12 protein-coding genes are annotated in these 20,885 nt (G+C 65.9%); 7 read left to right on the top strand and 5 right to left on the bottom strand.

From position 1 onward, the window contains the following. Positions 1 to 41 precede the first annotated feature (41 nt). From AC25Z0_RS00835 to AC25Z0_RS00825, 3 genes are all read right to left on the bottom strand, one after another. Positions 42 to 848 carry a carbohydrate ABC transporter permease gene (locus tag AC25Z0_RS00835; RefSeq protein WP_488133098.1) on the bottom strand — a complete coding sequence of 269 codons (807 nt, stop codon included), beginning with the start codon at positions 846 to 848 and terminating at the stop codon, positions 42 to 44. A 152-nt stretch (positions 849 to 1,000) separates the two neighbouring features. Then, a complete protein-coding gene (locus AC25Z0_RS00830) occupies positions 1,001 to 1,930 on the bottom strand; it encodes a carbohydrate ABC transporter permease (RefSeq protein WP_488131978.1) in 930 nt (309 codons plus the stop codon). Beyond that, positions 1,927 to 3,969 (bottom strand): beta-galactosidase, encoded by a 2,043-nt coding sequence (locus AC25Z0_RS00825; RefSeq protein WP_488131977.1) that lies wholly within the window; start codon positions 3,967 to 3,969, stop codon positions 1,927 to 1,929. The genes AC25Z0_RS00830 and AC25Z0_RS00825 overlap by 4 nt, the downstream gene beginning before the upstream one ends. A 194-nt stretch (positions 3,970 to 4,163) precedes the next feature. On the opposite strand from AC25Z0_RS00825, the gene AC25Z0_RS00820 reads away from it, so the two are divergent. From AC25Z0_RS00820 to AC25Z0_RS00800, 5 genes are all read left to right on the top strand, one after another. Beyond that, the gene (locus tag AC25Z0_RS00820; protein WP_488131976.1) at positions 4,164 to 5,186 is read left to right on the top strand and encodes a LacI family DNA-binding transcriptional regulator; all 1,023 of its coding nucleotides are present in this window, start codon (positions 4,164 to 4,166) and stop codon (positions 5,184 to 5,186) included. A 326-nt stretch (positions 5,187 to 5,512) separates the two neighbouring features. Continuing rightward, positions 5,513 to 7,714, top strand: coding sequence for a DEAD/DEAH box helicase (locus tag AC25Z0_RS00815; protein ID WP_488131975.1), 2,202 nt, complete (start codon positions 5,513 to 5,515; stop codon positions 7,712 to 7,714). A 198-nt stretch (positions 7,715 to 7,912) separates the two neighbouring features. After that, entirely contained in the window at positions 7,913 to 9,577 is a 1,665-nt protein-coding gene (locus AC25Z0_RS00810; protein WP_488131974.1) for an APC family permease, read from the top strand. 47 nt (positions 9,578 to 9,624) lie between these two features. Further along, the gene (locus AC25Z0_RS00805; RefSeq protein WP_488131973.1) at positions 9,625 to 10,812 is read left to right on the top strand and encodes a baeRF11 domain-containing protein; all 1,188 of its coding nucleotides are present in this window, start codon (positions 9,625 to 9,627) and stop codon (positions 10,810 to 10,812) included. A 38-nt stretch (positions 10,813 to 10,850) separates the two neighbouring features. Beyond that, entirely contained in the window at positions 10,851 to 13,046 is a 2,196-nt protein-coding gene (locus AC25Z0_RS00800; RefSeq protein ID WP_488131972.1) for a S9 family peptidase, read from the top strand. A 194-nt stretch (positions 13,047 to 13,240) separates the two neighbouring features. Here AC25Z0_RS00800 and AC25Z0_RS00795 read toward each other — a convergent pair whose 3' ends face one another. Both AC25Z0_RS00795 and AC25Z0_RS00790 read right to left on the bottom strand, forming a co-directional pair. After that, on the bottom strand, positions 13,241 to 16,477 hold the full coding sequence (locus AC25Z0_RS00795; RefSeq protein WP_488131971.1) for an AAA family ATPase: 3,237 nt from the start codon (positions 16,475 to 16,477) through the stop codon (positions 13,241 to 13,243). Continuing rightward, positions 16,474 to 17,751 carry an exonuclease SbcCD subunit D gene (locus AC25Z0_RS00790; protein ID WP_488131970.1) on the bottom strand — a complete coding sequence of 426 codons (1,278 nt, stop codon included), beginning with the start codon at positions 17,749 to 17,751 and terminating at the stop codon, positions 16,474 to 16,476. Before AC25Z0_RS00790 ends, AC25Z0_RS00795 begins: the two co-directional genes overlap by 4 nt. A 470-nt stretch (positions 17,752 to 18,221) precedes the next feature. Here AC25Z0_RS00790 and rox point away from each other — a divergent pair, with 470 nt between their 5' ends. Continuing rightward, complete coding sequence (gene rox, locus AC25Z0_RS00785) at positions 18,222 to 19,673, top strand: rifampin monooxygenase (protein WP_488131969.1); 1,452 nt, start codon at positions 18,222 to 18,224, stop codon at positions 19,671 to 19,673. Between the two features lie 103 nt (positions 19,674 to 19,776). Next, on the top strand, positions 19,777 to 20,850 hold the full coding sequence (locus AC25Z0_RS00780; protein WP_488131968.1) for a dipeptidase: 1,074 nt from the start codon (positions 19,777 to 19,779) through the stop codon (positions 20,848 to 20,850). The last annotated feature ends 35 nt before the right edge of the window (positions 20,851 to 20,885 follow it).

The following is a 20,885-nucleotide window of genomic DNA, read 5'->3' as shown; positions in this document are numbered from 1 at the left end:
TGGTGCAGGTAACGCGGTACGTGGAGCAGGAGGTGAGAGCTCTATTTGACGGAACCGGCGCCAAGGCCGTTCTTCCAGAAGCGCTGCAGGAACAGGAACATGATGATGAGCGGGATGATCGACAGCAGGGCGCCGATCAGCACGTAGCCACGCAGTTCGGGGATCTGGTTGACCTGGGAGTTCCAGGCGTAGAGGCCAAGGGTGACCGGGAAGAGGCTCTCGCTCCGCAGCATGATGAGCGGCAGGAAGAAGTTGTTCCAGATGGCGACGAACTGGAACAGGAACACGGTGACGAGGGCCGGGAACATCAGCTTGACCGACACGGTGAAGAAGGTGCGAACCTCGCCTGCACCATCAAGACGTGCGGCTTCCAGCAGTTCGTCCGGCACACTGGATGCCGCATAGATGCGGGTCAGGTAGACACCGAACGGGCTCACGAGGCTCGGCAGGAAGACCGACCAGAAGGTGTCGGTGGCGTTGATCTGGCTGAAGATGAGGAACAACGGCAGCGCCAGCGCCGTGGCCGGAACCAGAACGCCGCCGAGCACGATGTTGAACAGCAGGTCCCTGCCAGGGAACCGGTACTTGGCGAGCGCGTAGCCGCAGGCCGCCGCCAGCAGCGTGGCGATGAGGGCGCCGCCGCCGGCGTACACCACCGAGTTGAGCATCCAGCGCAGGAAGACGCCGTCACGGTAGGCGACCAGGTCGCCGATGTTGGCAAACAACGAGAAGTCGGCGAACCACAGCGGATTCGTGTTGGTGAACTGGGACTGGTCCTTCGTCGCTGCGACGAAGAGCCACCAGATCGGAATGAGGAAGTAGACCGCGGAGATGCCCATGACGAGCATGGCGCCCGACCGGGAGAAAATGCTCTCCTTCGGGCCGCGCAGGCCGGTGTCCTTCTGGCGACGACTGCTGGTGCGGTTGGATGACGGCTTCGTGGCGATGGCCGGTGCCTGCACCGGGGATGACACGCTGGGCGATGGGGCAACAGTGCTCACTAGTCTGCCTTCCGCTGGGTGAACTTGAGAATGGTGAATGACAGGGCGAACGTGGCAACGGCGAGCACGACAGACATGGCGGCGGCCAGGCTGAAGTTCGGCACGGCTGACGTCGAGTAGACCGCAAGGTTCGGGGTGAACGTGCTGGTCACGGCGGAGCTGAACGTGCGGAAGACCTGGGGCTCAGCGAGCAGCTGCAGTGTTCCGATCACCGAGAAGATGGCGGTGAGCGTCAGCGCAGGGACGATGAGCGGGATCTTGATCGACCACGCAATCCGCAGCTGGCCCGCACCGTCGAGTTTCGCTGCCTCGTAAATATCGGTCGGGATGGCCAGCAGCGCCGAGTAGATGATCAGCATGTTGTAGCCGACGAACACCCAGGTGACGACGTTGGCCATGGCCCACAGCACGAGGTCTGCCGACAGGAAGTTGATGTTCGAGGTGACGGCGGTGAACGGTGACAGGTTCGGCGAGTAGAGGAAGCCCCACATGATGGCGGCGATGACGCCCGGGACTGCATAGGGCACGAAGAAGGCCAGGCGGAAGAACTTCTTCCCCCTCACGAGCGGCGAATCCAGCATCAGCGCCAGGAGCAGGGCGACACCGAGCATCACCGGCACCTGTACGACGCCGAAGGTCAGCACGCGACCGATCGATGCCCAGAACGGCCCGTTCTGGAACACGGCGATGTACTGGGTGAAGCCGCCGAACACCTCGTGTGCTTCGCCGAAGGTACCCTCGCGCTCGATGACCAGCAGCGACTGGTATACGGCGTAGACGATGGGCACCAGGTAGAACAGCACGAACAGGATGCCGAACGGCAGCACGAAAGCGAGGATTGCCTTCTTGTGCGGGATGGGCCGCCTGGCCGCTTTCAGGCTGCGCGAGGCATCCGTTGTGGGGACCCCCGTGGTCACTGCTGCAGTCATGCTGCACTCTCCTCTGTTATTGCCTGTTCTTTCACGACGCGAACGGCACCTGCCGGCACCTCAATGCTCGATTCGATCTGAGCGCCCGTGACCAGGTCGATGCCCGTGGCCGGGATGGTGATCGACTCTGTCGAATGGTTGATCACGAAGAGGTAGCTCGCCTCAGCGGATGCGCGACGAACGACTTCGACGGCCCCGTCGCTTTCCGGCCCTACCGCTGTGACACCCGCGTCGACGAGCATGTCGCGCAGGACGTCCTTCAGATCGGTGCGATCGAGCACTGTCGCCAGGTAGTGGCCGATGCCCTGCCCGAATGTGTTGCGGGTGTGGGCGGGGACTCCGGCCAATGGGCCGTCGCTGTAGCGGGCGAGGACCTCGGCACCGGTCGAGCGCAGTCGCTCGGTCCAGAGGCTCGCGGTCGCACCCGAATCGAGGGTGACGCGCGTGGCGGGGTCCAGGGGCACGAACTCGTCAACGCTCACGCCCAGCATCTCGCGGAAGGCGCCGGGGTAGCCGCCGGCGCGCACGCGGTCGTCCTCGTCAACGATGCCGCTGAAGAAGGTGACCAGGGCGTGACCGCCTGCCGCGACGTAGTCGTTGATGTTCGTGGCGTCGGCATCCGTCACCATGTACAGCCCTGGCACGATGACCAGGCGGTAGCCGCTGAGATCGGCGCCTGGGGCGACGACATCGGCCGTGACGCCCAGGTCGCGCAGTGCGCCGTGCGCAGCGTGCATCTGCTCGAGGTAGTCGAGGCTGCGCGACGGGCGAGATTCGCCGTCAGCGCCCCACCACGACTCCCAGCTGAACAGGATTGCGACATCGGCGACGACCCTGCTGCCTGCGACTTCGTCGAGACGGTCAAGCGTGGCGCCGAGTTCGACGACCTCGCGCCAGAGGTCGGTGTCTGTGCCGGCGTGCGGCAGCAGGGCAGAGTGGAACTTCTCCGATCCCTGCAGCGACGCACGCCACTGGAAGAAGCACACACCGTCGGCGCCACGGGCGACGTGGGTGAGGGAGTTGCGGGTCATCTCGCCGGGCTGCTTGGTCAGGTTCAGCGGCTGCCAGTTCACGGCGCCGGTCGAGTGCTCCATGAGAATCCAGGGCGCACCATTGGCGAGGCCGCGGGTGAGGTCGTCGGAGAACGACAGTTCGGCGGTGGGGTCAGCCAGACGGTGATCGAGGTAGTGGTCGTTGGCGATGATGTCCATCTCCGGCGCCCAGGTCCAGTAGTCCATGTTCTTGATGTGCGCTGTGACCATGAAGTTCGTGGTGATCGGAATGCTGCTGTGTCGGCGGAGCACCGCATATTCACTGCGGTAGTGGTCGAGCAGCTCGTCCGAGCTGAAGCGGTGGAAGTCGATGAGCTGGGTGGGGTTGCTCGTTGAGACCGTGAGCATCGGCGGGAGGATTTCCTCGAAGGCGCTGTATCGCTGGCTCCAGAACGACGTGCCCCACGCGGCGTTGAGTGCGTCGATGGTCGTGTAGCGGCGTTCGAGCCACGTACGGAACGCGTCGGCGCTCTCGTCGTTGTAGCAGAGCGCGTTGTGGCAGCCGAGCTCGTTCGACACGTGCCACAGGGCGACAGCTGGGTGCGAGCCGTAACGCTCTGCCACCTTGTCGACCAGCCGGAGCGCGCGCTCCCTGTACACGGGCGAGCTCGGGCACCAGGCCTGGCGACCGCCGGGGTAGCGGGTGGTTCCGTCTGCCATGACCGGCAGGATTTCGGGATGCTTGTGGGTCAGCCACGGTGGAGTCGACGCGGTTCCCGTGCCGAGATTCACCCGGATGCCGTTGGCATGCAGCAGCTCGATGATGGCGTCCAGGCCGTCGAAGTCGTACTCGCCGTCGCGCGGTTCGATGTGCGACCAGCCGAAGATGTTGATCGCGACGAGGTCGACGCCTGCCTCACGCATGAGGATGACGTCGTCGTTCCAGACCTCGCGGCTCCACTGCTCAGGGTTGTAGTCACACCCGTATGCAATGCCGGCGTGATCAAACGCCGGGCGCTCGGCTGGTGGTGTTGCTCGCGAAGTCAATGCTCTCCCTGTCGTGGCCGTGGATTGTGGCCGTGGTGCCGGTCGGCACTGGACGAACCAATGCGGCAACCAGCCGGTCTGTGAACGTGCACAGATGCGACAGTGACGACTCGGCGCTGAGGATCTGGGAACGTTCACACATTAGTGGTGGTTTTCGCAGAGTGTCAACCTGACACTCCCGCTACAGTGGTCAAATGCGCACTGACCAGCCCCGCCAGAAGCGTGCGACGATCATCGATGTCGCCAGGGAAGCTGGGGTGTCACGCGGAACAGTCAGCCGTTTCATCAACGGTGAGCGCTATGTGTCCGCAGAGGCGCAGCGGGTCATTGAGGCAGCCATTGCCAAGGTCGGATACCTCCCTAACGCGGCGGCGCGCAACCTCGTGATGCAGCGTTCACTGGCCGTGGCCTTCGTCGTGCATGAACCAGCCTCCCTGTTCGCCGAAGATCCCAACATCGGCGCGATCATGCTCGGTGCCAACGCGACGCTGTCAGACGCCGACTACCAAATGGTGTTGCTCATCGTTGACTCAGAGCGGGATACCCAGCGGGTCTCGCGCTATCTGAGTGGCGGATTCGTCGACGGCGTCATCATCGTCTCCGCCAGGACCCGCGACCCCATCACCCGGGTTGTCGAGAAGATCGGGTTGCCGACGGCGTTTGTCGGGCATCCGCCGGATGCCGGGAACATGCCATTCGTCGGCATCGACAACCGCGCGTCGGCCAGGGCCATCACCGAGCGCTTGATTGCAACGGGGCGGTCGCGCATCGGCATGATCGCCGCTGCCCTCGACCGTGATTCAGGCGCCGACCGACTGGCCGGATTCCGGGATGCCCTCGGCGACCGGTTCGACGAGAAGCTGGTCGAAAGTGTTCCGCTGTATGAGTTCTCGGCGGGAGTGACCGCGATGCAGGAGCTGCTGCGGCGCGAACCGGAGATCGACGGCGTCTTCGCGGCCTCCGACGCTGTGGCGGCCGGCGCGATGAGTGCCCTGCGGAGCGCAGGACGGAAGATCCCCGGCGACGTCGGCATCGTCGGATTCGACGACAGCACGTGGGCGCTTCGCACCAAACCGACGCTCTCAACCGTGCACCAACCGGCCCAGGGCCTCGGCGAGGCTGCTGCGGCATCCGTGCTCAGTCAGTTGCGCGGCGAGACGCCCCAACTGGGCGGCATCCTGCTCGACACACCCGTCGTCTGGCGCGGGTCGGCGTAAAGGCGCGATCAACGGCACGCGCGGCGTGGGCGGGGCGCAAGCGCTCGCGAATACGAGCAGCGCGTCGCGAATACCGGAAGCACCGTCGCAGCAGGGCCGATTCGTCCTGTTTTCGATGACAGATGCCCGATTCGTCCTGTATTGGCGACCGACTCGGCTCGCCTCTGTCTCACCGCGCCCGTTCTGGCGGATGGCGCCCGCTATAGCGGGCGCGCTCGCCCGGAACGGGCGCGATGGGCGTCCACGGCGGCACCACGCACCCGCGCCGAGCGGTGGCGCAACTGTATGTTGACGCAACTGTCACTGGCACCTGACAAGCTGGACCCATGACTGACGCCGACGAGACATCCGCTGCACCCGACGCTTCAGCCGCTCCCAGTGCACCCGACGCCTCAGAGACTCGCACTCGCGCGCTGGAGATCCTGCGCACGCTGGTCGGCCGCGATGATGCCGACTTCCACGATGGTCAGTTCGAGGCCATTGAGACGCTCGTCGATGAGCGTCGCCGCGCCCTCGTCGTGCAGCGCACCGGATGGGGCAAGTCAGCCGTGTACTTCGTGGCCACCCTGCTGCTTCGCCAGCGCGGCGCAGGCCCCACCATTCTCGTCTCTCCCCTGCTTGCCCTCATGCGCGACCAGGTTGCCGCCGCAGCGCGTGCCGGCGTGCGCGCGATGTCGATCAACTCGTCGAATGCCCACGAGTGGAGTGATGTGCTTCGCGCGCTGCAGGCCGACGAGGTCGACGTGCTGCTCGTCTCGCCCGAGCGCTTGAACAATCCGTCCTTCCGCGACGAACAACTCCCAGCGCTCATCGCCAGGGTCGGCCTGCTCGTGGTCGACGAGGCGCACTGCATCTCAGACTGGGGCCACGATTTCCGCCCGGACTACCGGCGGCTCCGCGACCTGATCGCCGAGATGCCGGTCGGCGTGCCGGTACTGGCCACCACGGCAACGGCCAACAGCCGAGTCGTGACGGATGTCGCAGAGCAACTCGGCACCACAACGCCCACCGCCGCGTCCAGCGGCGCCGCAGAGGTCGTGACGATCCGCGGCCCGCTGGCTCGGGCATCCCTCAGGCTCGGCGTGCTCCGCCTGCCAGACGCTAAGGCCAGGCTCGCCTGGCTGCTCAGCCACATCGATGACCTCCCCGGCAGCGGCATCATCTATGCGCTCACGGTCTCCGCGGCCGAAGACACCGCCCGCCTCCTCCGCGAGGCCGGCCACGAGGTGCGCGCATACACCGGCCAGACCGACACGACAGAGCGCGAGGAGAGCGAGCAGCTCCTGAAGGCCAACAAGGTGAAGGCACTCGTCGCCACCAGCGCCCTCGGCATGGGCTTCGACAAGCCAGACCTCGGCTTCGTACTGCACCTGGGCGCACCGTCGTCCCCCGTCGCCTACTACCAGCAGGTCGGTCGCGCCGGTCGCGCCACCGACAACGCCGACGTTCTCCTCCTGCCAGGCCCGGAGGACGAGGCCATCTGGCAGTACTTCGCCACCTCGTCCATGCCCAGCCAGTCCAGGGCTGAGTCCGTGATCGGCGCACTGCTCGAGAACGGTGGGGCACCCCTGTCGACACCGGCTCTTGAGGCCAGGGTCGACATCCGTCGCAGCCCGCTTGAACTCCTGCTCAAAGTGCTCGACGTCGACGGCGCAGTGCGCCGCGTCAAGGGCGGCTGGGTCGCCACCGGGCAACCCTGGGTGTACGACGCCGACCGCTACCAGCGCATCGCAGCGGCCAGGGTCGCCGAGCAGCAGCACATGCTCGACTACGAGCGCACCACAGAGTGCCGGATGGAGTTCCTGCAGCGCGCCCTCGACGACGACACGGCCAAGCCGTGCGGACGCTGCGACAATTGCGCCGGCATCTGGTATCCAACGGATGTCGCCGGGGCGGCAACCGACATGGCCGCCCACTCCCTCGACCGCGTCGGCGTGGTCATCGAACCGCGCGCCCAGTGGCCAACCGGCGTGGCCAGCCTCGGGGTGAACGTGCGCGGCAACATTCCGCCAGCAGAGCGCCTCTCCCCCGGCCGCGCCGTCGCTCGCCTCACCGACCTCGGCTGGGGCGGACCGCTCCGCACCATTTTCGCCCCTGGTACACCGGATGCCCCGGCGAGCGCCGGGCTGATCTCTGCCGCCGTGCAGGTGCTCGCCGAGTGGAACTGGGAGGAGCGGCCAGCGGCCATCGTCAGCATGCCGAGCCGGGCGCATCCGCTTCTCGTCGGTTCGATCAGCCAGGCTCTCTCCGACATCGGCCGGATTCCACTGATCGGAAGCCTGGAACTCCAAAACGGTGGGCCGCAGGGCGAGGCCGGCGGCAACAGTGCCTACCGGCTGTCGAGCGTGTGGGACAGGTTTGGCATCGGCAGCGACCTCGATGAGACGCTCCAGGCGCTGGCCGGGCGACCGATCCTGCTCGTTGACGACATCGCGGACAGCCGGTGGACCCTCACGGTGGCCGGCCGGCTGCTCCGCCAGCATGGCGCCGGCGCTGTCTTGCCGTTCACCCTCGCGCTCCGGGCATAAGCAACCGCGAGCAGTCGCGCTGGCACAGCTGGCTGGCCTGAACAGCCGCAGTATTTTTCCCCGACGGCGGCGGGTCGGCGTACCATAACCCTCATAAGAATGCTCGGGATCGAGCATGAGATCGCTCCCGATCGAGCGACCGCACTGAGCCAGGCGATGCCGTCTCACGCGACGGCCTTGTGCAAGGGACGTGTTCGCATGAGTACGACAGCCTCTCCGAATTCCCAGCCGACACCATCAGGGCGACCAGGATCATCCGGCGCTGCCGGGCAATCCGGATCACTCTCTGTCGACAGCAAAGGCCTCAATGACGGCAAGCTCGGCCTGACCTCGAGCATTGTCATCGGCGTTGCATCCACGGCGCCCGCCTATAGCCTCGCTGCAAGCCTGGGCTTCATCGTCGCCAGCGGCGGCGCTCTTCTCTCCGGGGTGAAGGCTCCGGGGATTGTGCTGCTCGCGTTCGCGCCGATGTACTTCATCGCTGTCGCATACCAGGAGCTCAACAAGGCCGAACCAGACTGCGGCACCACGTTCACCTGGGCCAGCAGGGCATTCGGGTCGGTGACGGGCTGGATGGGCGGGTGGGGCATCATCGTCGCCGACGTCATCGTGATGGCGAACCTCGCAGCGATTGCCGGCTCGTACACCTTCATTTTCATCGGCGAGTTCGGACTCCCTGACGTCGCCGATCTCGGCAGCAATGTGTTCTGGTCGACGGCGGTCGGGATCCTGTGGATCGCCCTGATGACCTGGATCTGTTACCGGGGCATCGAGATCACGGCCCGCGTCCAGATCATCCTGCTCAGCATCGAGGTGCTGGTCCTCGTCCTGTTCGCCGCCTTCGCACTGATTCGTGTCTACACCGGAACCGCAGAGTCGTATTCGATCACGCCATCGCTCGACTGGTTCAATCCGTTCACCCTCGATTTCGGCAGCATCATCGCGCCCGCGATGCTGACGGCCATCTTCCTCTACTGGGGCTGGGACAGCGCGGTGTCCGTGAACGAGGAGACGTCGAACCCGAGCAAGACGCCGGGTCGCGCCGCTGTGATCAGCACCGTGTTGCTGCTCGTGACCTACGCACTGGTCACCACGGCGACAGTCGCGTTCGCCGGTGTCAGCACGGAGGGTGTTGGGCTTGGCAATGAGGCGAACGCCGAAGACGTGTTCTCAGCCATCGGCCCCGCGTTGTTCGGCGACAGCGTCATTGGCCATCTCTGCGTGCTGTTGCTGGTGGCCTCCATCCTCACCTCGGCATCCGCTTCAACCCAGACGACCATTCTCCCCACCGCACGAACTGCGCTCTCGATGGCGACGTACAAGGCGATTCCTGCGCGGTTCGCACGCATCCACCCGAAGTTCCTGACCCCCACCTGGTCAACAATCGGCTTCGGCATCGTCTCGATTGCGTTCTACCTGATCTTCACGCTGATCAGCTCGAATCTGCTGAACGCCCTGATTGGCTCGATCGGGCTGATGATCGCGTTCTACTACGGGCTCACCGGGTTCGCCTGCGCCTGGTTCTACCGCAAGACGCTCACGTCGTCGTTCCGCAACTTCATCATGCGCGGCCTCTTCCCCCTCCTCGGCGGCCTGATGCTGCTCGCGGTGTTCATCTACGGCACGATCCAGTTCGCCGCGCCCGACTGGCTGACCGACGATGACGGCAACAACGTCACCATCTTCGGCATCGGCGCTGAGGCGGTCGTCGGTATCGGTGGCCTCGTGATCGGGCTCATTCTCATGGGAATCTGGTGGATCAGGCATCCCGATTTCTTCCGGGGACGGACGCTGCCCAGGCGCTGGGACGAGCCTGGAGCACAGCCGACAATCATCGTTCCACCCACCCTTGAGAACCGCTGAGGCCACGCCGGCAACGGGTCCGTTTGGGGTCCCCCTCTATGAACGCCGTGAGCAAACTCATAGTCTGGAATTCAGCGGATGCCTCGCTTCTCGTCGATTCGAAGGAGATTGATATGCAACACACCGATATCCCAACCCGAAGCGAAATCGAAGTTTTGGCTACAACTCGGGAACCGGGATGTGTGTCGATCTACCTCCCGACGGGCAGCCTCCCCACCGAGGCCGATGTCTGGAAAATAGAACTCAAGAACATGCTCAAAGACGCCACAGAGCAGCTCACCGCCGCGGGAACCGATGAAAAAATCATCACCGCGATCACCTCCGCCGTCGCCGCGAAAGTCGATGACCCCACGTTCTGGCGCTACCAGTCGAACAGCCTCGCACTGTTCGTGAATGGCACGTCGTTTTACGCCTACCGCGTTCCGAACCGGCTGGATTCCGCCCTCGAAGTGTCGGACCGGTTCTACATCAAACCCCTGATTCGGGCGGTCACCTTCCCCCAGTCAGCGTTCATCCTGGCACTTGCCCAGAACTCGGTGCGACTGATTGAAATCTCGGCTGCAGCCCCGGCCAACCGGTTGAACGTTCCTGACATGCCAACGGATGTCGCCAACGCGGTGGGCCTCGAATCCGTCAAGGGTCGCACTCAGGACGGTCGCATCCAGGGCAGCGAAGGCCAGAAGGTGCGCATGCGCGAGTACTCGCAGGCCATCGAGGCCGCGATCCATCCCATCCTGGCCACCTCGAGCCGGCCGCTGATTCTCGCGGGCGCCGAGCCTCTGACCAGTATCTTCCGCTCCGTCTGCACGTACCCGCGAATGGTGGAACCTGTCATCGCCGGCAACCCAGAGGAGAAGTCAGACGAGCAGCTCGCCGCCGCGGCCCGTCCATTGCTCGACACCCTCTACGCATCAGTTCTCGCCGACCTCAAGGATCGCTTCGGTACGAACGCTGCGCACGGCCGCGCTGTTATCGATCTCACCGACATCGCCCGCGCCGCCACGAACAAGGCGATTGAGACGTTGCTCGTCGACATCGACCAGCGGGTTCCTGGCTACGTCGATGAGGAGACGGGCGTTATCACGTTGGACACCGACGACGACGCCTCCAATTACGGTGTTGTTGATGAGATCCTCCGCCGCGCACTGCTCTCCGATGCGCGGGTTTTCGCGGTTCGGGCCGAAGACGTGCCCGGCGGCGGTGCCGTCGCAGCGACCGTGCGATTCCCCGCCTAGTCGGCGCGCTCCGCTAGCAGTCACGTACGCTGAGAAACATGATCACTCCTCCCGTCGCCGCTAAGAAGCCGACCGAACGCATCTTTCACAACGATGTCTACGTCGACAATTACGAGTGGATGAGGGACAAGGACAGTCCCGAAGTTCAGGCTCACCTTGAAGCAGAGAACGAGTATGCCAAGGCGCGCACGTCGCACCTCGGCATCCTGCAGGAACTGATTTTCGAGGAGATCAAGGAACGCACGCAGGAAACCGATCTCAGCGTTCCAGTGCGCCGTGGCGACTGGTGGTACTACACCCGAACCATCGAAGGCAAGGAATACGGCATCCACTGTCGCGCGCCGATCTCGGGGCCGGATGACTGGACGCCGCCGGTGTTGGACGTCGAGCCCGGTGCCGGTGCAGCTGGTGCTGGTGCTGGTGCTGGTGCTGCCGCGACAGACAGCGGCGTGCCAGGGGAACAGGTGCTGCTCGATGACAACATCGAGTCCGCCGATCACGAGTTCTATTCGCTCGGCAGCTACGACATCGGCGCGGACGGCGTTCTGCTCCTGTACGGCGTCGATACTGAGGGTGACGAGCGATACACGATCAAGCTGCGCACGATCGAGACGGGCGAGAACCTCACTGACGTCATCGAGAACACCGGCGGGGGTGCCATCCTCGATCGAAGCGGGCGCTTCGTGTTCTACACGACTGTCGACGACGCCTGGCGCCCAGACACCGTGTGGCGGCATGAGATCGGCACTCCGGCCAGCGACGATGTGACGGTGTTCCACGAGCCGGACGAACGGTTCTGGGTTGGCGTCGGCCGCTCCCGCAGCCACAAGTACCTCATGATTGAGGCCGGTTCGAGCATTACGAGTGAGACGCGACTGCTCGACAGCAGCGATCCCACCGGCGACTTCGAAGTGGTCTGGCCGCGCCGCGACGGCGTCGAGTACGACGTCGAACATGCCGTTATCGACGGCGAGGACCGGCTGCTCATCGTGCACAACGACGATGCCGTCAACTTCGAGCTCGTCAGTGTGGCAGCGGACGACCCGCGTGGGATCAAGAAGATGCTGCTGCCGCATCACGATCAGATCCGACTCGAGGGCGTCGACGCCTTCCGGGACTTCGTCGCCGTCGAATACCGACGTGGCGGACTGACCCAGGTGGCGGTTGCCCGGCGCCGCGAGGGCCCGGAAGACAAGGGCGGCCTCACTGAGCTGACGTTCGACGAGAAGCTGTACTCCGTCGGCACCGCGGCCAACCCTGAATGGAACCAGCCGACGCTCCGGCTCGGTTACACGAGCTTCGTGACGCCGTCATCCGTTTATGACTACGAGGTCGCGACCGGCACGCTGACCCTGCTGAAGCAGCAGCCTGTGCTCGGCAAGTTCGATCCGTCGCTGTTCGAGCAGCGCCGGGAATGGGCGACGGCGGCAGACGGCACGCGTATCCCGATTTCGTTGGTGTACCGCAAGGATCTGGTCGAGCTGGGAACACCGGCACCCACCCTGCTGTACGGGTACGGATCGTACGAGCACAGCATCGACCCTGGGTTCGGCATCGCGCGCCTCAGCCTGCTCGACCGCGGCATGATCTTCGCTGTCGCGCACGTGCGTGGCGGTGGCGAGCTCGGCCGACTCTGGTACGAGAACGGCAAGAAGCTGCACAAGCGCAATTCGTTCACCGACTTCATCGCGTGCGCCAACCACCTGATCGACAACGACTACACCGCTCCAGACCGCCTCGTCGCTGAGGGCGGCAGCGCCGGTGGCCTGCTCATGGGCGCCGTCGCCAACATGGCGCCGAGGCTCTTCTCCGGCATCCTGGCCGAAGTGCCGTTCGTCGATCCGCTGACGTCGATCCTGGATCCGTCGCTGCCGCTCACCGTCATCGAATGGGACGAGTGGGGCGACCCGCTGCACGACCCCGGCGCATACGCGAACATCAAGTCGTACTCGCCGCTGGAGAACGTGTGGGAAACGCAGTACCCGCGCATCCTGGCGGTGACCAGTCTCAACGACACCCGGGTGCTCTACGTCGAGCCCGCGAAATGGGTGGCGAAGCTGCGCGAGGTGGGAGCGGATGCCCTCCTCAAGACAGAGATGTCGGCCGGACACGGCGGGGTGTCTGGCCGATACAGCGCCTGGCGCGAGCGTGCCTTCGAGTACGCCTGGATCATCGACGCGGCGGGAGCACATCCCTCTGGCGAGGGCAGGAAGTCGCGGCTCGCGCGGGAGTAGGCCGCGGCGGGTTGGGCGCTGCGCGTGCTGAACGCAGCCGCGCGCATCCTGCAGCTACCGCGCCGCTGCGCACGTACCGCGCAGCAGGTCTCGAGACGGCCTGGCGGCCTCCTCGACCAGCGGGTTCCCGTTGGTCGAGGAACGAGCGCCAGCGAGTGTCTCGAGACCCGGCGAGTGTCTCGAGACCCAGCAGGTCAGCCCGCCTGAATCTCGCTGTAGCCGCGATCGGTGACGATGATGCGCAGCTTGGCCGGGATCTGTTCCTTCATCGCGTCGACGTGGCTGATCAAACCGATCGTGCGTCCGCCGGCGCGCAGGCTGTCGAGCGTGCCCATCGCGATTTCGAGGGTGTCACTGTCGAGTGATCCGAAGCCCTCATCGACGAACAGGGTGTCGAGCGTGATGCCGCCGGCCTGGTTGGTGACAACCTCAGCCAGTCCAAGGGCAAGAGCGAGCGACGCCAGGAAGGTCTCTCCACCCGACAAAGAGTTCGTGGCCCTGGCTCGCCCGGTGTGCTGGTCGAGAATCGTCAGTCCGAGCCCGGACTGGGTGTTCCGGTACTGCACCGAGTCGTCGTGCTCCAGCGCGTAGCGTCCGCTCGTCATGGCACGCAACCGGATGTTGGCCGACGCGACAATCTCTTCAAGCTGGGCGGCGAGCACGTACGTTTCGAGGCGCATCCGCTTGGTGTTCGGGTCTTTTCCCTGAACCACGCTGGCCAGCTCGTGGAGCTGCGCGTATTCCTCCTGCAGCTGAGCGGATGCCGCAGACTCGTCTCGCACCGTCGCCACGATGCGGGCCAGCTGGCCCTGGCGCTCGGCGACGACGCTGCGCTCTCTGAGTGCGGCATCGCGGGCGGCTCTGGCTTCCGCGAGGCGCGCGGTCGGACCGTCAAGCTCGACAGGCTCTGCAGGGAGGGCCACAATTTCAGGTTCAGCCAGGATCGACAACGCGGTGCTGCGCGCCTGGTCGTGCAGAGCGACGCGGGCATCGAGGGCGGTCATCTCGGCGCTCGAGCGTCGGGCGATGGCAACGTCGTCTTCGGCGGCGAATCCCTGCTCACGCAGCTGCTCGACGAGGGCCGCAGCCGCAGAGGCGTATGCGTCTCGCGCCGCTCGGGTACTGCGGAGGACCGCCGCCAGCGACGTGGCTGCGGCCAGTGCATCCTGCAGCCAGCTCGCCCGCTCTGCGACGGAGTCGAATGCGCCGCGGTATCGCGCGATCCGCGTGCGAATGTCAGCGCAGGTGTGTTCCACCTCCGCGAGCGTGGCCGCCGCCATCTCTTTTTCGTCGCGCAGCGCGGCGAGGCGTGCCGCCGCGCCGTCAAGCTCACCGCGGAGCGTCTGATGCCTGGCCTCGAGAACAGCAACGCGCTGGGCGGCCGTCGTTGCGTCTGCCAGCGCTGCACGCGCATCGATGAGCTCGGCGTCGAGTTCGTCGACGGTTTTGCCGACCGCAGCCGAGCGCGCTTCGGCGAGTGCAGTCGCTGCGTGCAGGACGCGTTCGTGGGTGGCGTCCATCTCGCTTCGGCGCACGTCGGCCGCTGTGCGCGCGTCCTCGACGTCGTCGGCGGTGACGGGGTCTGCCTGGGCAGCTGCGGGTGCCGGGTGCTCGGGAGATCCGCAGACAGAGCACGCCTCCCCCGGCTGCAATTCGGCAGCCAGTTCGGCCGCGTGTCCGGCTAGGCGTCGACGCATCAAATCGTGGATCAGTGCGGCTGCCGCCGAGTGCCTGCCGCTGGCATCGGTCTCCGCGGCAAGCGAATCACGGTGCTGGGCCTCAAGGGCGATGGCTGAGCGCGCGGCATGAGCGGCCGCGGTCAAGCGGTTGATCTTCTCCGTCGCCGCCTGCTGGGCGGCAGCGGCGATCTGCGCCTCGGTGAGTTCGGCGGCGACGTCGTCGATCTGCGCCGGCAACGCAGCGCTGCGCGCGGATGCTTCCTCCAGCTCAATCTGGATATCGCCCACTCGACGCTGCAGGCCTTCGACCTCCTGCAGCAGTGCTGGCAGTCGACGTTCGTCGGCGCGAACGGTGTCGAGCGTGCCGATGGTTCGGGTGAGTTCATCGATCGTTGCGGCGAGCGACTCGGCAGAGAATGCGGCGGTGGGGTCACCGTCAGCGACATATGCGGATACAGGGCCAGAGGGCTCCAGGGCAGTGGTCGCAGGGTCGGTAGGATCAGGGTCAGCGAGTGCAGGGTCGGCGAGTGCGGATCCCGTGGCTGCGGGCGCCTGCGCGGATCCGAATGCGGTTGCGGCAACTCCGGTTCCGGTTGCGGTTCCGACCGCCGACAGGACCCGCTCTCCAGGTGCCAACTCTGCGGCGAACGGCTCGAATATCTCACGTGCTGCGTCTTCGGCGGTGAGCGCGGCGTCGAGGGCTGCCTCCGTGTTCTGCCTGGCCACCAGGTGTGGCCAGACGACCGCCGCCCTGTGTGCCGCAGCGAGCGCACGTCGATCGGTCTCGATGTCGTCGCGATCCGCGTCGAGCTCCACGAGCGTTCCCGCGGCGCCATCGCGACGGATCTGCAGTCGTTGGGTATCGATGAGAGCTCGCACCGTGGCATCCGCTGCGTCGAACGCCGCATCGGCGTTCTCGGCCACCAGCGTTGCGGCATCGAGCTGCTCGTTGATCGCGGCGAGCGCCGTCTCGAACCACGACAAGGTCGAGGCGCCGGCGGCATTCGCGGCATCATCACCGGTTGGAGACCCTTCGACATCACCGAGCAGGGCGCGCACCAGCGTTGCCTGCTGGTCCAGTTTCTCGCGCGCGGATTCCAGCTCGGCGGCCAGGGCCTTCCGTCGCTCGACGAGCGTGGTCTCGATGTGATCGAACCGTCGAGTACCGAAGAGGCTGCGGAGTACCGCCTGCCGATCGTCGTTCTTCGAGAGCAGGAACTCCTGGAAACGATTCTGCGCCAGCAGGATCACCTGCAGGAACTGGTCTTTCGTGAGGCCCAGGATGCGGTCAAGCTCATGGCCGACGTCAACGGGCCTGGCCGCTACCCCCACCCAGTCGCTGTCATCAATGCGAGAAACCGCGGCCCCAGCGCCCACACTGCTGGCTTCACTCCGCTGCGACAGCACGGCCGTTGGCTTCTGCATGGTGGTGCCGACGCCCTTGGCCTTCGGGCGCTCAAATTCGGGACTGCGGCGCACCTGGTATTCGGTGCCGTTGACGCTGAAGACCAGCTCGACAAACGTCGGGTCGTCTGGCGTGCAGTAGTCGCTCCGCAGTTTCTGCTGGGCGTTGTCGTATCGCGGGATGCTGCCGTAGAGCGCGTAACAGATGGCGTCGAGGATGCTCGATTTTCCAGCGCCGGTCTTGCCGGTGATCAGGAAGAGGCCATCGTCTCGAAAGCGCTCGAAGTCGACGTGCTGCTCGTTCTTATACGGGCCAAAACCAGCGACGGTGAGGCGCTTGATCCTCATACGCTTGCCCGCCCGGCAGCGCCGCGTGCGCCGGCCTGGTCGGCAGATCGATCGGCAGATCCGCTCAAGGCAACGACCTCGGCCAGCACCTCAGCCAGCACGTCGTGCTCGAAGCTCGACGGGCCGACGCCGTTCCGCACGTGCTCGAGGAACCCGGCGACGATCTCGTGGTCGGCCTTCTTGTGAACGCGGTCTGAGTACGACGTCTTCGCCGTCGGCGCGGTGAAAGTGGGGCGATGCTCCAGCGTGACGCACCAGGGGAAGCGCTCCTGCAGGCGACGCATCGAGTCCATCGGCCGCACCTGGTCGGTGAGCACCGCAGACACCCAGTGCTCCTCGTGCTCGGCGTGCGCCGCATCGGCCAGGAGGTCGTCGATCGTGCCGGTGAGCACGACCAGCGGCCGCGGCACGGGAAGCGGCACCCATTCAACGGATGCCAGTCCCCCGGCATCCAGATCAACGAGCCAGGATCCGCGCGGCTTGTTCGCCTCTGAGAATGAATAGTGCAGCGGAGCGCCGGAGTAACGCACCCGGTCGCTCAGGGCTGAGCGGCCGTGGATGTGACCGAGCGCCACGTAGTCAGGGCCGTCGAAGACAGCGAGCGGAACGTAGTCGAGCCCGCCGGCGGTGATGTCCCGCTCAACGTCGGTGGCCTCGGTGGCTTTCGTGGATCCGGTGGCCTCGGTGGCTTTCGTGGATCCGGTGGCCGCGGGTGCCGAGAGCGCGACCCCGCCGACGGCGAAGCAGTGCGAGATGGCCACGGAGCGTCCGCCGCGAGCGTCGCTGTCTGCTCTGATCTTGTCGAGGGCGAAACCGAGGGTCTGCTCGTGGGTGCGCAGCGTGGCATCCGGATAGAGGTGCCGAATCAGCGCCGGCTCAAGGTAGGGAATGCCGTAGAAATGCACGGGCCCGTGCTCATCGGTGAGCGTGATCGGCTGGTCGAGCTGCTCCGGCCTGGTCACGATGTGAATGCCGGCGAGGCTGGCGAACTCGGAGAGGTAGCCGAGGCGTGCGGCCGAATCGTGGTTGCCGCTCGTCATGACGACGGTCGCACCCGTGCCACGGATGGCGCGCAGGGTGTCGGTGAGCACCGTGTAGTAGTCCGCTGCCGGAGTGGCCGAATCGAAGACATCACCGGCGACGACAACCACGTCGACGCGGTGTTCCCGCACGGAGTTCACCAGCGCCGTGAGCACGGTGCGCAGGTTCTCCACCGTCGAATGCCCATGGAACGTGCGTCCGATGTGCCAGTCCGACGTGTGCAGGATTCTCATATGTTCACGCTAGCTGCTGCCCCTGACAGTCCCTGGCGCGACAGTCCCTCTCCGACAAGCTACGTGCCTGCAACACCCCGGTCGATAAGACGCTTGCTGGCGCTTGCTCCTCGACCATCGGACGGGCCTGCGACCGGCGTGGAGGCTCCCCGACCAGCGGGCAGGCGGGGCCGGTCACCTCACTTTCGTTACGGAGGTCGCCAGCGAGTCCTGGCGCGCGTTTCCCCCCTGGCGCGCGATAAAGCGCGCGCCTGCGGGAAAACCGCGCGCCCAGATTGAGTCCGCCCCAGCTGCGTCCGCCCAGCTGCATCCACCCCAGCTGGTCCACCCCAGCTGCGTCCGCCCCAGCTGAGTCCGCCCGCGCTGTGTCACAGAACGCTCTTGTTCACCCGGCACGAGACGAGTACCTTCGTTCTCCGGACAACGGGATGGGGACGCCGGCAGCGTGCGGGCGACGATGAGGGGGATTCGTGATCGACGTGATCATTGCCGGCGCGGGGCCGACCGGCGTCATGCTGGCCAGCGAGTTGCGGCTGCATGGTGTGGGCGTGCTCATCCTCGAGAAGGAAGCGCAGCCGACGCGCATTGTTCGCGCGTATGGCCTGCACGCGCGCAGCATCGAGGTGCTCGACCAGCGCGGCCTGCTCGAACCCTTCCTGGAACTCGGCACGCAGTACCCGGTTGGCGGCTTCTTCGCCGGCATCACCAAGCCGTCACCAGAGGGGCTGGACACCGCGCATCCCTACGTTCTCGGCATTCCGCAGACTGAAACGGAGCGCCTGCTGACCGAGCACGCCATCGAACTCGGCGTGGAGATCAGGCGCGGCTCTGAGCTGGTTGGTCTCAGCCAGGATGGCGACGGCGTGACCATCGAGCTGGCCGACGGCACTCACATTGCGTCGCGCTACCTCGTCGGCTGCGATGGCGGCCGCAGCACGGTGCGCAAGCTGCTCGGCGTCGACTTCCCTGGTGAACCAACGAGGATCGAAACGTTGATCGGTGAGATGGAGGTGGCCGTGCCGCCAGAGACGCTGGCCGCCGTCGTTGCGGAGGTCTACAAAACCCAGAAACGGTTCGGCGCTATGCGCCAGAGCGACGGGGCGTACCGCATCGTCGTGCCCGCGAATGGACTGTCGGACGACCCCACCATCCCACCGACACTTGAGGAGTTCGGGCGGCAGCTGCGGACGCACGCCGGTACCGACTTCGGCGTGCACTCGCCGCGCTGGCTGTCCCGATTCGGAGACGCCACCCGGCTGGCCGCGGACTACCGAGTCGGCCGCGTGTTGCTGGCCGGCGATGCGGCACACATCCACCCGCCGACCGGCGGACAGGGCCTTAACCTCGGCCTCCAAGATGCGTTCAACCTGGGCTGGAAGCTCGCTGCAACGCTCGACGGCTGGGCGCCGGACGGGTTGCTTGACAGCTATGACACCGAACGACGCCCCGTCGCCGCCGACGTGCTCGACAACACCCGTGCACAGATGGAGCTGCTCTCCCTCGAGCCCGGCCCCCAGGCGGTGCGCCGCCTCCTGGCGGAGCTCATGGAGTTCAACGACGTGAACCGGTACGTCATTGAGAAGGTCATTGCGATCAGCATCCGCTATGACTTTGGCGATGGGCCCGAAATACTCGGCAAGCGGATGCGAGACGTTGGCCTGAAGAAACACGGTCGCCTCTATGAGCGGATGCGGGACGGCCGCGGGCTCCTGCTCGACCAGACCGGCAAGCTGTCGGTGGCGGGCTGGGAGGATCGGGTCGATCATGTGGTGGACGTGATCGCTGAGGCTGATATCAGCCCGGAGCTGAACGTACCGGCCGCGCTGCTGCGTCCGGACGGCCACGTGGCGTGGGTCGGTGACGATCAGCAGGATTTGATCAGCCACCTGCCCACATGGTTCGGCGCTGCATCTGCGCGCTAACGCCGCACTCCCAGGTTGGCGGACTCGGCCGCAGCTTGGCGACTCAGCCGCCGCGCCGGTCAACAAGAAGGACGTCGGATGACTTCTCCCCTAGCGTTGGCGGATGACCTCCAGCGACATTGTGCAGCAGGCCCTCGCGGCATTCCCGATCATCGACGGTCACAACGATTGTGCCTGGGAGTGCCGCGTCAATCGCGACTACTCGGTGGACGGCCTGGAACGCGGACTCGCCAGCGACACCGACATTGACCGGCTCCGAGCCGGCGGGGTCGGCGCCCAGTTCTGGTCGGTCTGGGTGGAAGACACCACCGACGGCGCGCACGCGGTGCAGCAGACTCTCGAACAGATCGACTGGGTGTACCGACTTGCGGCCCGGTATCCAGACGACTTCGTGATCGCCACGAGCGCTGCCGACGTCGAGGGCGCCCGTGCCGAGGGACGCATCGCGTCGCTGCTCGGCGCGGAGGGGGCCCACAGCCTCAACGACTCGCCGGCCGTTCTGCGCATGCTCGCGCGGCTCGGCGTGCGCTACCTCACCCTCACCCACGTGAAGAACTCGTCGTGGGCCGACTCGGCGACCGACGAGCCCGTGCACGGAGGCCTCAGCCCGCGCGGCGCCCTGTACATCGCCGAGCTCAACCGCCTCGGGGTGCTGGCCGACCTCTCGCATGTGTCGCCTGCGACCATGCACGCAACGCTGGATGCCACCACCTCGCCGGTGATCTTCAGTCACAGCTCGTGCCGGGCGCTCAGCGACCACCCGCGCAATGTGCCAGACGACGTGCTCGAGCGCCTCGCCGAGAATGGCGGCGTCGTCATGATCACGTTCGTGCCGCAGTTCCTCAGCGCGGACTTCCAGGAGTGGTTCGATTCGGATCGCGCGGGCGATATGCCGGTGGTCAGCATTGCGGATGTCGCCGATCACGTCGACCACGCCCGCTCGGTCGCTGGGGTGGCCCACATCGGCCTCGGCGGAGATTACGACGGCACTGAGTTCTTTCCCGTCGGCCTCGAGGGCGTGGACGGCTACCCGGCGCTGCTCACAGAGCTCGCCGACCGCGGATGGAGCGCAGACGACCTGGCCGCGCTGGCCGGCGGCAACATCCTGCGGGTGCTGCGCGAGACCGATGCGGCATTTGCCCACGGCGGAGCGGGGCGCCCGGCGCTGGAGTTCTAGCCCCTGCCGGTGGGTGAGGTGGCCGCTCGTGGCTA

This window comes from Leifsonia sp. Y862, from assembly GCF_057669585.1.
Note: the sequence above shows the minus strand (reverse complement) of the source record. Positions and strands in the feature narration are given on the sequence as shown.

What these genes read in the sequence shown, in the direction of transcription:
- AC25Z0_RS00815 (WP_488131975.1), top strand. Translation starts at nt 5,513, where the DNA reads ATGACTGACGCCGACGAGACATCCGCTGCACCCGACGCTTCAGCCGCT.
- AC25Z0_RS00835 (WP_488133098.1), bottom strand. Translation starts at nt 848, where the DNA reads ATGCTCGTCATGGGCATCTCCGCGGTCTACTTCCTCATTCCGATCTGG.
- AC25Z0_RS00795 (WP_488131971.1), bottom strand. Translation starts at nt 16,477, where the DNA reads ATGAGGATCAAGCGCCTCACCGTCGCTGGTTTTGGCCCGTATAAGAAC.
- AC25Z0_RS00820 (WP_488131976.1), top strand. Translation starts at nt 4,164, where the DNA reads ATGCGCACTGACCAGCCCCGCCAGAAGCGTGCGACGATCATCGATGTC.
- AC25Z0_RS00790 (WP_488131970.1), bottom strand. Translation starts at nt 17,751, where the DNA reads ATGAGAATCCTGCACACGTCGGACTGGCACATCGGACGCACGTTCCAT.
- AC25Z0_RS00780 (WP_488131968.1), top strand. Translation starts at nt 19,777, where the DNA reads ATGACCTCCAGCGACATTGTGCAGCAGGCCCTCGCGGCATTCCCGATC.
- AC25Z0_RS00830 (WP_488131978.1), bottom strand. Translation starts at nt 1,930, where the DNA reads ATGACTGCAGCAGTGACCACGGGGGTCCCCACAACGGATGCCTCGCGC.
- AC25Z0_RS00810 (WP_488131974.1), top strand. Translation starts at nt 7,913, where the DNA reads ATGAGTACGACAGCCTCTCCGAATTCCCAGCCGACACCATCAGGGCGA.
- AC25Z0_RS00800 (WP_488131972.1), top strand. Translation starts at nt 10,851, where the DNA reads ATGATCACTCCTCCCGTCGCCGCTAAGAAGCCGACCGAACGCATCTTT.